Annotated in this window: 11 protein-coding genes; 3 read left to right on the top strand and 8 right to left on the bottom strand. The window is 65.8% G+C overall.

Going from position 1 to position 14,063, the window contains the following annotated elements:
• Window positions 1–122: 122 nt before the first annotated feature.
• Window positions 123–1,907, top strand: a complete 1,785-nt coding sequence (locus tag K1X41_RS14585; RefSeq protein WP_220174952.1) for a thiamine pyrophosphate-binding protein — start codon at window positions 123–125, stop codon at window positions 1,905–1,907.
• A gap of 527 nt (window positions 1,908–2,434) precedes the next feature.
• Here the strand turns inward: K1X41_RS14585 and K1X41_RS14580 are convergent.
• The 6 genes from K1X41_RS14580 to K1X41_RS14555 all read right to left on the bottom strand — a co-directional run bounded on the left by K1X41_RS14580 (window position 2,435) and on the right by K1X41_RS14555 (window position 10,724).
• Entirely contained in the window at window positions 2,435–3,520 is a 1,086-nt protein-coding gene (locus K1X41_RS14580; RefSeq protein WP_220174951.1) for a hypothetical protein, read from the bottom strand.
• Window positions 3,521–3,762: 242 nt separating this feature from the next.
• On the bottom strand, window positions 3,763–5,478 hold the full coding sequence (locus tag K1X41_RS14575) for a dipeptide ABC transporter ATP-binding protein (protein ID WP_220174950.1): 1,716 nt from the start codon (window positions 5,476–5,478) through the stop codon (window positions 3,763–3,765).
• Complete coding sequence (locus K1X41_RS14570) at window positions 5,475–6,341, bottom strand: ABC transporter permease (RefSeq protein ID WP_220174949.1); 867 nt, start codon at window positions 6,339–6,341, stop codon at window positions 5,475–5,477. Before K1X41_RS14570 ends, K1X41_RS14575 begins: the two co-directional genes overlap by 4 nt.
• Window positions 6,338–7,294 (bottom strand): ABC transporter permease, encoded by a 957-nt coding sequence (locus K1X41_RS14565; RefSeq protein ID WP_132202575.1) that lies wholly within the window; start codon window positions 7,292–7,294, stop codon window positions 6,338–6,340. Before K1X41_RS14565 ends, K1X41_RS14570 begins: the two co-directional genes overlap by 4 nt.
• Window positions 7,295–7,357: 63 nt before the next feature.
• Complete coding sequence (locus tag K1X41_RS14560; RefSeq protein WP_133616970.1) at window positions 7,358–9,007, bottom strand: ABC transporter substrate-binding protein; 1,650 nt, start codon at window positions 9,005–9,007, stop codon at window positions 7,358–7,360.
• Window positions 9,008–9,050: 43 nt separating this feature from the next.
• Window positions 9,051–10,724 (bottom strand): amidohydrolase, encoded by a 1,674-nt coding sequence (locus K1X41_RS14555; RefSeq protein ID WP_220174948.1) that lies wholly within the window; start codon window positions 10,722–10,724, stop codon window positions 9,051–9,053.
• A gap of 179 nt (window positions 10,725–10,903) precedes the next feature.
• On the opposite strand from K1X41_RS14555, the gene K1X41_RS14550 reads away from it, so the two are divergent.
• Window positions 10,904–11,632, top strand: a complete 729-nt coding sequence (locus K1X41_RS14550) for a TetR/AcrR family transcriptional regulator (RefSeq protein ID WP_258566576.1) — start codon at window positions 10,904–10,906, stop codon at window positions 11,630–11,632.
• Window positions 11,633–11,684: 52 nt separating this feature from the next.
• Here K1X41_RS14550 and K1X41_RS14545 read toward each other — a convergent pair whose 3' ends face one another.
• Window positions 11,685–12,380, bottom strand: a complete 696-nt coding sequence (locus tag K1X41_RS14545; protein WP_133617127.1) for a helix-turn-helix transcriptional regulator — start codon at window positions 12,378–12,380, stop codon at window positions 11,685–11,687.
• 73 nt (window positions 12,381–12,453) lie between these two features.
• Here K1X41_RS14545 and K1X41_RS14540 point away from each other — a divergent pair, with 73 nt between their 5' ends.
• Window positions 12,454–13,185: an alpha/beta fold hydrolase gene (locus K1X41_RS14540; RefSeq protein WP_220174947.1), complete on the top strand. Its 732-nt coding sequence runs from the start codon at window positions 12,454–12,456 to the stop codon at window positions 13,183–13,185.
• 160 nt (window positions 13,186–13,345) lie between these two features.
• On the opposite strand, the gene K1X41_RS14535 is transcribed toward K1X41_RS14540, so the two are convergent.
• Complete coding sequence (locus tag K1X41_RS14535; RefSeq protein ID WP_132202565.1) at window positions 13,346–13,972, bottom strand: TetR/AcrR family transcriptional regulator; 627 nt, start codon at window positions 13,970–13,972, stop codon at window positions 13,346–13,348.
• Between the last annotated feature and the right edge of the window lie 91 nt (window positions 13,973–14,063).

Here is a 14,063-nt window from a genome sequence, read left to right as displayed (position 1 = left end):
GGTTGAGACGTACTCCGACCCGGCCGGCTAAGGCGCGCGAAAAAGGGGCGCTGCTGCTGCGGCATAGTTGCCCAGCGAGACATACACGGTTCCAATCCACTCGTTTTTCCAAAGGATCTGTGATGTCAACTCCCGCTACGCTCACGCGTACGCTTGCCGAAGCCCTCGCCCGCCATGCTGAACGCAGCTTTGGTCTGATGGGCAATGGCAACGCTCACCTCATCGATAATCTCTCCCAGGTCGGAGTCACCTACACTGCTGTCCGGCACGAGGCTGCGACAGTTGCGGCGGCTGACGCGTACTCACGTGTGAGCGGCAAACTCGCAATCGCCACCACCACCTATGGGGCCGGCTTTACGAACATGCTGACCGCGCTCGCCGAGGCCGCGCAGGCGCGCACGCCAATGCTCGTGGTCGTCGGCGATGCGCCGAGCGCCGGCCCACGACCGTGGGACGTCGACCAGGAAATGCTCGCAGCCGCGCTCGGAGTGCGCACCCACATGCTGTCGGTGACGAACATCGAGCGCACTGTCGAACGCGCGGTGTCCTACGCTGAGCGATTCCGCCGCCCCGTCGTGCTCGGGATCCCGTACGACCTCGTGTCCGCCCCGTCCGTCGCTCCTGCAGCACCAGCCCAGGCCTCCACCGGTATTGATCTGAATGATCCCGCCGTGCTGGCCGCGCTGAGCGCGTCCGTTGCAAACACCTCGATCCCTGAGCCAGCACGCCCAGAGACCGACTCCATTGCGGGGATCGCAGCGCACCAAGTGCAGGCCGCGGTGCGAGCACTGCTCGAAGCCGAGCGCCCCCACATCATCGCTGGCCGTGGCGCGCACCTCTCCGGGGCCTCACTCGAGCTCGGTCGCGTGGCCGAGGCGCTCGGCGCGCTGACCTCCACGACGGCACTCGGGCGCGGAATCTTCCCCGCCGAACAGTACGACCTGGGCATCACCGGCGGTTTCGGCCAGATTCCCGCTATGGAAACCATCGCGCAGGCAGATGTCGTGCTCGTCGTTGGTGCAGCCCTGAACCAGTTCACCATGCGATTCGGTGATCTGTTCGGCGCTGGGACCACGGTGATCCGGATCGACACCGAGCAAGTCGCGCCACCGAAATCGAATCTGCCCATCACGCACATCCTGCTCCAAGGGGACGCCCGCGCGACACTGACCGCGATGCTGGGTGCACTCGAAACGGCGATCCCGAGCAGCGCCGGCTGGCGCACACAGGTTGCCGGGCTGGAGCCGGGCGGAGCACTCCGAGTGCGCGCGACAGGCCTTGCGGAGCACCCCGACGGCATCTGCGCCGATGGTCGCCTCGATCCGCGCGCCGTTGCCGTGCGCATCGACGAGCAGCTGCCAGCGAATCGGCACGTGACCACGGACGGCGGTCACTTCATTGGCTGGGCGAACATGTACTGGCCGGTCGCATCGCCTGAGCGCATGATCATGGTCGGCACCGCATACCAGACGATCGGCCTGGGCTTCCCGACCGTTGCGGGAGTTGCAGCAGCAGTGCCCGACACCACCATCGTGCTCAGCACAGGCGATGGCGGTGGACTGATGGCACTCGCCGATCTCGAGACAGCGATCCGCACCTCAGCCAGCACCGTCATCGTCGTGTGGAACGACGGTGCGTACGGCGCAGAAGTGCACCTGTACGGCGTCATGGGACTCGACGAGGGCCCCATGCTGATCCCCGACGTCAACTTCGCGGGGCTCGCCACTGCCCTCGGTGCACAGGGAGTGCTCGTCGAGTCCCTCGCCGATCTCGACGCGCTCGGCGAGTGGACCGCAGCGGGTGCCACGGGCACGATCCTGCTCGATTGCCGCGTTTCCCGCAGCGTCGTCGCCGAGTACCAGCGCGAGATTCAGCGCGTGAACGGCCTCGACGTCCCTGAGGAGTAGCGAACGCGCGCTTCGCTGCGCCACGGGCGCTGCCTGTAGCCCTGTCAGCGGTGGCGCGGCGGCAGCAGTGTCAGCGGTGGCAGCAGCAGCCGCGAGTTGAGTCAACTGCACTACTGCAGTCCACGACGGTCGGGGTACACGGCCGTCGTGGCTGCGTCTGTCGGCTCACGTGTTTGGCGACTCCTGGGTGAGTTGAACCAGCTCGTCGACACATGCACCCAACGAGACGCGCTCCAACTGCGGCTCCCGGCCCAGAACCCCTCCCCCTAACCCTTGGGAATCGTCAAAGATCCTGCTGCCGCAGCTCGGGCGCAGGAGTGGCGAAGACGCAGACGCAGACGCAGACGCAGACGCAGACGCAGACGCAGACGCAGTCGCAGTCGCAGTCGCAGTCGCAGTCGCAGTCGCAATACCTTGCCACGGTGGAGAAGCTCTGGTTCGCTGTCCCGCTGCATCCCCGGTCCCGCCCCCGGAGGGTGCTGCGGTCTCAGGGACGACCCCAGCTGCAGTGCTCTAGGCGCGGAATCCTAGGGGCCGAGTTGCCTCAGAAACCGCGCAATGCCCGGCCCAAGCACGAGGCTCGGACGACCTGGCACTCTCACCCGCTGCGCCCGCAGGTGCCGTGCGAATGAGGCAGCTGTCGAGACTTCTGGGGCGCCCCAGCGCACACCGCGCCACCCTTGGCTGCCCTCGATCCAGTCGTGCCGCCGCTTCTCGGAGTACACCACCTCATCCGCGCTTCTCCCGTTCCGGAGAGCTGGGTCCGTGTATTTGGCTTTCCCGTCGCACTCACCGAACACCCCCAGTTCTCGGAACAGCAGGTCAAGATAGTAGCTCCCGCCGCGCTCGTTCGGCACTGCCACCTGCAGTTCTGATGTGAGCCCGAGTTGCAGCGCGCGCAGGCGGCTGACACTCTCAAGCGGAGAGTCGGATCGCGGATCTGCGAGCACGGCAAGCGCGCGCACGGCGGCCATGCCCCGTCCACGCGGCATCGCGTCCGCACGTGACACCAGCTGCTCCAGCCACGCGTTCCAGGAGGCTCGGTCCACCAGCCGACCGACGCGGACAGTGCCGCGCAAATAGGCGTCGGCGCAGGCAAGTGCCACCGGAAATGGCTCACTCCGCGCGAGATCGAACACCGTGCGCTCTCCCGAGGTCAGCCGCAGCCCCGCGATCTGGGTCGTGTCGGCTGAGGGCAGCGCTGCACGATGCCGGGCTGTCGCGGATGAACCTGCGTTGTACTCCGACGGACCCACGGTGAGGTCGACTGATCGTTCGTCTGCCAGGCTCGCGCGCCCCTGCGGGAGAGCAGCCGTTCGGGTCATCCAACGCGACCATACCGGGAGCCCGTGCAGTGTTGCGGCGCTCCGATGCGAAAGGATCGGCCGTCGCAGCGTGCTCTGCTGCGCGGCGAGAATCGCGAGCAGGTGTTTCTGCTCGCTCCGCCCGCTCTGCCACTGACTCGCCTCGACGTACCACCCTGGTCGGACGCGAACCAGACGCGATGCTGACACGGCAGAGTCAATCTCACGCCGCGTGATGCCGCGCTGTGCCAAGCCGTCAACGTGCAGCAGCAGCTGAGTTGCCCGCCGAACCTCCTGGGGTGTATCCATCGACCTATCGTTGCGGAGCCCGGGCGGGGTTGGCCGACCAACGGGAGAGTTCAGCACAACTTCGCTCTGGCCGACCCCGATAGCGAGCTGTGGAGGAACACCCACTCTGCCGGCCCGCTATGCGACGAGGGAAGGGGGATCTCACGAGGGAAGGGGTGTTTCACCGCAATCTACCCATGCCCTCGTGAACACCCCATTCCCTCGTCGATTCGCAGACGGCTGACTCGCGAGCAGACCCCGCCCTAGGCCCACGCGGGGCGGGGCACGGATGCGATCAGCGCTCGTGTGTACTCGTGCTGCGGGTGGCTCAGCAGTGCCTCGGTCGCACCAGACTCCACGATCTCGCCACGACGCATCACGAGCGTCTCGTCGCACACCCGCCGCACGACCCCGAGGTCGTGGCTGATGAACAAGACGGTGAGCCCCTGCTCCTCGCGCACGCGGGCAAGCAAGTCGAGCACCTGCGCCTGCACTGACACGTCGAGCGCGCTCGTTGCCTCGTCCATCACGAGCAAGTCAGGCTCAATCGCGATCGCACGCGCAATCGCCACGCGCTGCCGCTGCCCACCCGAGAGTGTGCGGGGCAGGGCATCGGCATGCTCCCTACTCAGCCCGACATCGTCAAGCAACGCGAGCGCACGCGAGGTCGCGTCGGGGCCGTTCAGCTTCGTGTGCAGGCGCAGTGCGTCTTCGATGGCCTGGCCAACGGCAATACGCGGATCGAGCGACAGGTACGGATCTTGAAACACCATCTGCGCACTTCTGGCACGAGCAAGCCGCGCGGCCCGCCCTTTCGGCACCGCCGTGCGCAGCGCACCCGCGATGGTGAGCGCGCCAGCGTCCGGCTGCTCGAGGCCGATGATCATCCGTGCCAGCGTCGACTTGCCCGAGCCAGACTCCCCCACCACGCCGAGCGCTCCTCCGCGCGGGATCGCCAGGGACGCGTCCTGCACCGCCTGAACCGCCTCTCGGCCACGCGGGTGATAGGTCTTCGAGAGGCCGGTCACGAGTAGCAAGGGCGCAGCAGAGGCCGGAGGCATCACGGATCGCACAGCTCCCGCAGGATCCGCAGCTTCCCCCGAACTTCTAGCCGCCGTTGGAGCCCCCATCGCAGCATCAGCATCAGCATCAGCATCAGGAAAACCCCCAACCCCAGGGTGGGCACCCCCACTCACAGCGCCATTGGCCGCCACATTCGGCGTCGCGGCAATCAGCCGCTGCGTATATGCATCGCTGGGCGCGGTGAAGATCTGGCGCGCCGTGCCCTGCTCCACCACACGGCCGCCGCTCATCACGGAGACGCGATCGCAGATCGAGGCCGCGAGGTTGAGGTCGTGAGTGATGAACAGCATTCCCATCCCGCGCGCGGCTCGCTGTTCCTGGAGCACTTCGATGATCTCGGCCTGCGTTGTGACGTCGAGCGCAGTGGTCGGCTCGTCGCAGATCAGCAGTGCCGGCGAGCTGGTCAGCGCTCCGGCGATCATGACGCGCTGCAGCATTCCGCCAGAGAACTCATGCGGGTATTGGCCGAAGTGGTCCTCTGGCCGGGGCAGTCGCACGGCGGCAAGCAGTTCGATCGCTTGGTCACGCGCTGCTCCGGCAGAAACCCCCTGGCACAGTCGCAGCGACTCGGTCATGTGATCGCCAATGGTGCGCATCGGATTGATCCCTGCGCGCGGGTCCTGGAAGATCATCGCGGCACTGCTTCGACGCACTTCGAGGAGTTCTCGCCGCGAGGCAGCCAGCACTTCGTGCCCGTCGCATGTCACTGAGCCGCCCATCACGGCGCCGCGGGGCAGTAGACCGAGCACTGAGCGGGCGGTGAGTGACTTGCCTGATCCGGATTCACCCACGAGGCCGACAGTTTCGCCTGGTGCGACGTCGATGGTGATCCCATCGAGCAGGCGCTTGCCACTCGGGAGGTCGAGGGTCAGGTTTGAGATGTTGAGTAGTGTCATGCGGACACACCCCCTCCGATTCGTTCCGAGAGTTCCTCGCCAATGAGGTTCACCGCGACAACGACGATGACGACTGCGATCGCGGGGATCACGGCGGGCAGGAAGTGGCCTCCGGCGATACCGGGCTGCGCCTCGTTGATCATGGCGCCCCAGTCGGCAGCCGGCGCTTGCACCCCGAGGCCGAGGAATGACAGCCCGGCGAGTTCGGCGAGTACGTACCCGAAGTTCAGCGTGGATTGTGCACCGACGATTGGGAACACGTTGGGTAGCACTCGACGCAGCGCGATCCAGGCACCCCCGAACCCCTGGACTCGATACGCGGACACGTATGGCCGATTTCGCTCTGCCGCGATCAGCGAGCGGGTAAGGCGAGCGACGTACGGCGCGTAGGCCAGGCTCATCGCAATCACCGGGGCAACAAGCCCCTTGCCAAAGAGGGCGACCGCCATGATGGCGATCAGCAGGGCGGGAAACGCGAACACCACGTCGAACACTCGTCCGAGCACGGCATCGATCCATCCGCCGCGCCACCCGGCCAGGAGCCCGAGGAGGATTCCAACGATCGTCGAGAACACCACGACGAGGAGTGGTCCGAGCAGTGCGGTTCGCGCGCCCCAGATCATGCGGCTCAGGATGTCGCGGCCGAGCCCGTCAGTTCCGAGCCAGTGCGCGGCACTCGGCCCACCGTTGAAGGTGAGGAAGTCAACGGCGTCCGGATCGTAGGGCGCGACAAACGGGGCGAAAGCTGCCGCGAGCGTCACGACGGCCAGCGCTATCGCGCTCACGAGGAACAGCCAGCTCGAGCGGCGAGCACGCGGGGCACGCATGACGCGCACCGCGGTGGTGGGGTTGGGAATAGTCATCGCGCATCAGCTCCTGCGGCGGCACGTGGATCGATCAGGGGTTCAAGCAGGTCAACGATGGCGTTGATCACGACGAACGCGGCGACCACGAACAGCACGATCATTTGCACAACCGGAAAATCGAGGCGGTCGACAGACTGCACGAGCAGCGATCCGAGCCCGGAGATTCCGAACGCGGACTCCACGATCGTGCTGGCCACAAGCAGCCCGGCAACGAGCAGGCCGCTCACGGTGACGATGGGCCCGACTGCGTTCCGGAAGACATGTCGCCGGATCACGGTGCCGCGTGTGAGCCCTCGACTAGTGGCGACCTCAACGTGTTCGCGCCCGATTTGCTCCACCATTGAGGAGCGAGTCACTTTGCCGATGAGCACGACGAATGCGATTGCGAGCGCCAACGCTGGCAGGAACAGGTGATAGATCGTGTCCCAGAAACCGGTTCCGGATCCGAAGGTCGGGAACCACCCGAGTGTGACAGCGAAGACGGCGATCAGCACGATCGAGCCGACGAAGGACGGGATCGCGCCGAGCACCGTGAGGAAAATCAGCATCGCACGATCTGCGAGTTTGCCTCGGTTGAGCGCCGCGATGACGCCGCCCGAGATCCCCACGATGGCGATCATGAGTGCGGCGAGCACCACGAGTCCGAGGGTGACGGGAAGCCGGTCCCCGATCACTGTGGCGACGTCTTGCCGGTATTGCAGCGATCGACCGAAGTCGCCGCGGAAGATCCCGAACACCCAGTTCACGTACTGCTCCCACGCCGGGAGGTCGAGGCCGAATTGCTCGGTCACCGCTGCGACGGCCTCGGGACTGGGCTTGCGTCCGCGCAGCAGGAAGCTCACGGGATCGCCCGGTACGAGAAAGCGTGAGAAGAACACGAGCAGGGAGGCGAGGAACAGCGTGAGGAGAAGTGCGCCCAGTTTGGCAGCGATGCGCCGCGCATAAGTCATCGTCGGGTCTCCAGTCCGTAGCGCCGAGAGGCGGGGTCGCCGCCTCCCGGCAGAGTGAGTAAGTTACCGGGCACCGAGCGTCGCAGCCCAGGGGTAATACAGGTAGCTGATCGAGGGCGAGAGGCCAGTGACCCTGTCGCCCATGAACATCGCCGTGGGCGTCTCGGCGAGCGGAAGCCACGGCAGCTCACGGTTCGTGATCTGCTGCGCTTGTGCGGCGAGCGCGCTGCGCTTGATCGGGTCCATAGTGGAGACGGCCTCTGTGACGAGTGCGTCGTAGTCGGGGTCTGACCAGTTGCCGTAGTTGCTGAATTCATCGGTGCGGAATACGCCGTACATCTCCATGGGATCCGGGCTTGAGAGGTACCAGATCGTGTAGAACAGGTCGACGCCTTCGCGCGCGCTCGGGTCTGAGAACAGCGCAGTGTATGCGGACGGGGTCACCGTATCGATCGTGACATCGAGGCCGATCGATTTCGCGGCGGCAGCAGTTGCTTGTGAGACGATCGCGAAGTCTTGGCTGATTGGCGCCGTAACGAGCTTCAGTTTCGCCCCGGTAGCTCCCGCCTCCTCGACTAGCTTCTGAGCAGCTGCGACGTCGAAGGGGTACGTTTCGATGTCGGTGAAGGCCGCCTCGGTGGCTGCTGGGTCGGCGTCATTCCACACAGAGCGCGTGGAGTGCACGTCGGTCACCTCGCCGACACCGCTGTTCATGGCCTGCAGGATTCCCTCGCGGTCGATCGCCATGAGGAGCGCTTTTCGCACGCGGACATCGCCGAGCGGCCCCGCAAGGTTTGACACCACGAGGTTGGAGACTGCGGTGTTCATTCCGAACAGCACATCACCCGTGCCCGCTTTCTTGATGCTTTGCGCGGCATCCATGGGGAGCAGCCACGTCCCGTCCACTTCGCCAGATTTCAAGGCGTTCGTGCGCGCTGTGGGATCCGCCATGAACACGAAATCAAATTTCTCGGACTGCGCGGCGAGCTCCGGATCCCAGTAATCGGCAAACCGCGAAAGCTCGATCTTCTCGCCAGACTTCCAGGAGTCGAACTGCATCGGGCCAGTGCAGTTCACGCCACCGGTGGAGTTGCCGTAGTCTGCGCCCAACTTCGCCAGCGTTGCGGCCGACTCGATCACGCCTGCCGCACCACCCATGCCGAGATTGAATTGCGAGTCGGGGATCGTGGTGGTCACGGTCACCTCGCGCTCCCCTGTTTGCTCGATGCTCGCAACGTTCTGGTACACGCTGTACCAGGAGGATCCCACTTCCGGGTCGAGGTGGCGCGACATCGAGGCGACGGCGTCGGCTGCGGTGAGCGCCGTGCCGTCGTGGAATTTCACGCCTTCGCGAATCTGGTACACCCACGTGGTGGGCGTTGGGTTCGCGAACGACTCTGCGAGTGACGGCGTGAGCGAGTAGTCAGGGTTGAGCCGCAGGAGCGACTCGCACACATTCGCGAGCACCTGATTGTCTGCGTAGTCGAAGGCGTATGCGTAGTCGAGTGAGTATGGCTCCGAGTAGCTCGCCCAAGTGATCTGGTCGATGTCACCCGAGGGTGCCGCGGTCTGATCCGTGAGCGTCCAGTCCATCGGCGTGCCGGCAGAGTCACTCCCGCCCTGGGCGGAGCAGCCGGTGAGGGCGACGCCCGCGACAGCGAGCCCCGCAACGATGGCGCTGCCGCGGCGGCGCAGTGGTGAGGATGTGAACATCAGTGTTCTCCCTGGGTGGTAACTCGTGGTGTGCGGAGGTGAGTCAACGCGGAATGCGCAGTGACTCGGAGCGGGCGTATGCGCGGGATCCATCGATCCACGTCTCGCGGACGCGGGCCTGGTGCAGATCCTCCGGGGCGAGCTCGAACGGGTTCGGCTCGATCACCACCAGATTGGCGAGGTAGCCCGCTCTGATGAATCCGGTGTCGTGGTCACGGTGATTCACGTATGCCGTGCCGGAGGTGTAGGCGGTGAGCGCCGTGACGAGGTCGAGACGCTGGTGTTCTCCCGCGAGCGGCGGAGTGCCGTTCCCCGGACCGACGCGGGTCACGCCGATGTGGATCGCAGCAAGCGGATCGGCGGTGGATACGGGCCAGTCACTGCCCGCCGCGAGGCGCGCCCCGTCGCGCTGCAGATCCCCGAATGGGTACTGGCGCTGGACAGCACCTTCCTGCAGGAACGGGATCGTGAGCGTGTCGAGTTGCTCCTCGTGCGTGGCCCACAGCATCTGCAGGTTTGCGACGGCGTCCGCCAGTGCGAAGCGTGGGGTATCGGCTTCGGCCACCACTTGGAGGTGAGCGAGGTGGTGTCGACCATCGCTCGGCCCGTTTGTCGCGCGCGCCTCTGTCACGGCGTCGAGCGCGTCGCGCACCGCACGATCCCCGAGGGCATGGAAGTGGACTTGCATGCCTGCCGCGTCGAGTGTGGTGACGGCCTCGCGCAGCACCGCAGGCTCCACGAACGAGATGCCGTGATTACAGGTGTCGTGCCCCTGAGCGTCGCGGTACGGCGCGATCATGGAGGCGGTGTGATTCTCCGCAACTCCGTCGACCATCATCTTGACAGTGCCGAGTTCGAAGCGATCGGCCGTGCCGCTCGCCAGGCGCGCGTCACGGCGGGCAAGCTTCTCTGGGATCTGTTCGACCCCTCGGTCGCGCTCCCACCACTGCGCGCCAACCACGTGCACGAGGAGTTGGCCTTCGGCGATCGCGCGCTCGTAGGCTTCGATCGTGCCGGTCCCCGGCCCGTCGGCGCCGACCCAGGCGTCCTGCCACCCGGTAATCCCTTGGGCGATCAGGTCCTCTTGTGCGCGGAGCAGCCCGCGGTAAATGAGGTCCGCGGAGTTCTGTGGCTTCACGGCGTCGAAGAGATCACCAGCGCCTTCATGGAACGTGCCTGCCGGGAAGCCGTCTGCCTCGCGCTCGATCCGGCCATCGGCGGGATCGACCGTTTCGGCGCTGAGCCCGGCGGCGCGGATCGCGGCGGTGTTCGCCCACGCACTGTGGTGGTCTCGGCTCATCAGCAGCACTGGCCGATCCGGCACCACCGCATCGATGAGTGCACGCGTTGGCGCACCCCCGGCGAAATGATCCATTGACCACCCGGCGCCGAGGATCCATGGCTCGGCGGGCGCGGCTGCAGCGTAGGCGGCGATTCGACGCACTGCGTCCGCCGCATCGGTGGAGGCAGTGAGATCGCACTGCAACGATTCGACGCCGCCGCTGATCGGGTGGATGTGGGCGTCTTGGAACCCGGGCGAGAGTAGCGCACCAGCCAGATCGATCCGTCGGGTACCCGAGCTTGCCAGCGCTTGCGCTTCGGCTTCGGGCATCACGCCGATGATCCGGTTGCCAGTGACGGCGACCGCATAGCCGTGGAGTGGTTCGCCAGCACCGGCGAAGATCGCGCCCCCGGTGAATAGCACGTCAATGTGCATCTTGCTCCTTGTATTCGACAGTGAATCAGCCAATGGTGAATTGGAATGATCAGGAGCGTATTCGAGCCGAACTCATTTGTCAAAGGCTTTGACAATGCTTTTGTCAATGTGGTCAACTGGGGGTCCACGGCGGTCGATCGGGCTTCACATGCCCTACGCTGGACGCTGGGAGGAACAGCATGACGATGTCGACAGCCACAGACACACCTGGGCGCCGTAGTGGCGCCAGGAAAGTCAGGCTGGACACGGAAATGATTCTCGCCGCCGGCCTCGCGGTGGCCTCAGAAACCCGCTCGAATGAGTTTTCGGCGAAGGCACTGGGCATCCGCCTCGGCGTCGATCCATCCGCCATATATCGTCATTTCCGCAGCAAGAGCCACCTCATGGAGGCGCTGCTTGACGAGCTCCAGCAGCGAGCACTCAGCAAGGTCACCGCGGATCCGGCTGACTGGCGCGATCGGATCATGCAGCTCGCCGTCGGCACCCTCACCGCCTACTGTGAGCACCCGTCGATCGCGGCGGAGGCCATGGTGCTCACCACCCACGGACCTGGCGAACTCGGGGCAATCGAGTTGCTGCTGGATGCACTGGACCGAGCTGGACTTCCCGCAGAGGCGGTCGTGCAGCACTACGGCATCCTGTCGTCCTACATGCTCTCAACAGCGTCGGGAATTGCGCGGGCGCGGATCGAGAGCGGCGAGTTGAATCCCGAGAACATCGATTCGCCCTGGTTCGACGGACCGGTGCTCGCAGACCCGCGCACCCACCCACAGATCGCGCGCTTCACAGCCCAAATCTCGGAGCTTCGGGATCGCGAAACCTACCTCCTCGGAGTCAATACCCTGCTCGATGCCGCCGAGCAGGCAGCCGCGCGCGCAACCGAGCAGGCAGCCGCGCGCACTCGCTGACCTGCCGCCCGTGAGCCCGCTTCTCCACCGGACGCCCACACGGAGGCCTCAGTCACTCCGCCGTGTGCACCGGCCTCGCGTGCTCTGGTGGCGTTCCCACCTCAGCGACCGTGTGGCCGCTGCACGGTCGCGTCGTGACACTCGCACGCTCGATGCGCGAGACACGAAACCAGCGCATCGCATCGCGGAGGCGACACCACCCGATGAGGTACCACCGGCCACCCGTGGAAGCGAACAACACTGGCTCGACGTCGCGAGCGGTGGTCTCTCCACCCTCTGCGGTGTAGCGGATCCGCACCACGCGCTGCTCGGCCATCGCCGACTCCAGCGCCGACCGGATCGCGCGCGATGGCGCGGTCGGCGCGTCGACCCACACTCGGCCAGCCAGCTCGGTGGCCCGGGAGCGGGTAGTGGGGTCAAGCACGTCAAAGATCTTTCGCACTCCCGCGGCGGCGAGGTCTGCGTAGGGAGCATCTGACGCCGCCGAGACGGCAGCCATGAGCGCGACGGCCTGCGCAGGCGACAGACTCACCGGCGGAAGGGACACCCCTGCCGCGAGTCCGTAGCCACCTCCCGGCCCCGTCCGAGACCAGACCGGTGCACCGCTCCGGTCCAGTGCGTCGAGATCTCGCTTGATCGTCCGCACCGAAACTTCGAACTCTCGCGCCAGTCGCGCAGCGGAGACGCCGCGCGCACCACTTCTGCGCAGAGTCTCGGAGAGCGCGTGGAGCCGCTCGGCGCGCTTCATAGTCTCGTCCACTCAAAATTCATGACATAAATAGTGACACACAGTTGTCCGCGGGCCCTGGGAGAGTAGAGCCATGACGACCACCACACACACTCCGATCACCTTGCTCATTGCCGGCCATTGGCTGGGTGCGTGGGCGTGGGACGAGGTCCTCGCACAGCTCCCAGCAGAAGGGGTCGAAGCTACCGCCCTCACGCTGCCCGGTCTCGACGCTGCAGACCCGGATCGCACACTGCGCACCCTCGACGATCAGTCCGCTGCGATCGTCGACACGATCATGCTGCACGGCGGCTCCGCAGATCGGCCGGCAACCATTGTCGCCCACAGCGGAGCCAATGCCCCGGTGTGCCTCGTGCTTGATCGACACCCTGAGCTCATCCACCGGGTGGTCTGGGTTGACTCTGGCCCCGTCACCCCCGGCAGCGTATTCGCACCGGATCTCCCAGCTGAACTCACAGAACTGCCGCTCCCTCCCTTCGACGCGCTCGCGGAGCAGGCGAGCCTCGCCGGGCTCACTGAGCTCGCCCTGGATCGCTTCCGCGCACGGTCGGTTCCTGAGCCGGCCCCCGTGCTGCGCCAGCCGGTCGAGCTCGGAAACCCCGCCAGGCACGACGTGCCGACTACGCTCGTGTGCTGTTCGATTCCCAGCGCCCAGCTCCTGGAACTGGCCCGATCCGGCCACCCCATGTTTGGCGAAGTCACACGGCTGACGCAGCTCGACGTGGTTGATCTCCCCACCGGACACTGGCCAATGTGGAGTCGACCCGCCGATCTCGCCCGCATCATTCACCGAGCAACAGCGTAGGTGCGGCACTGCATGACCTGCCCCTGTAGGCACTCAGCGATCTCCCCAGACTCACGCCCGCGCAGCAACCGCGTCACTCCCGCGTGGCTTCTGCACACGCAACGAGACTCGCCCGCACGAAGAGACTCGCCACTGGGCCGCTGTGCTCCCGAATCAGGGACTACCGTGGCTGCTCAGCCGAGGCAGCGAGCCCGGCGGCCAACCGCACGAAGGCAGCGTAGGCTCGCTCCGCGGATTCCGATCCAGCGGCAACTCGGATCGCCGCCTCACGCAGTGCTCCGACAAGCAGGATCGCTGTCACTTCGGCGTCGATATCAGCTGACACCTCTCCGAGGGACTGAGCATGGGCAAGGTTCTCTTGCAGCATCACGGCGCTGGCACCGGATCCAATCCCCCGTGCTTCACCATCGACGATCAGCGTGGGGCCGGACACATTGAAAAAATGCCCGATTCTGGCATCGGCCGCGAGGTCAAACATTTCTCGCGCATGAGCTGCCAGGCGCGCACGCCACCCCTCCGCCGCCGAGACTGCAGCACGGGTGCGCTCGACGAGCTGCACCCCGAGCCGCGCATAGGCGGCACGCAGCAGTTCGTCGCGGCCGCCGGGAAAGTGCGCGTACACCGTGCCCCGCGAGATTCCTGACTGCGCAGAGACCCGGTCGATCGTCGCAGCGTCAACGCCGCCCTCGGCAATGACCACGAGCACGGCGTCGACCAGTTCCTGGCGCGTACGGAACTGTCGCCGCTCACGCAGGCTCGGTGGAGAGGAGGCCGCTTCCGCTGTCATATCTCACATTCTACGCAGCAGGGTGCACACTTGTGAACTCGGAGTACATTTTCTATACTCAGCGTACAGGAAGTGTCACGCGCTCCAATGG

It is taken from the genome of Leucobacter luti, from assembly GCF_019464495.1.
Classification (GTDB): Bacteria; Actinomycetota; Actinomycetes; order Actinomycetales; family Microbacteriaceae; genus Leucobacter; species Leucobacter luti_A.
This window is presented reverse-complemented; position numbering and strand designations above follow the sequence as displayed.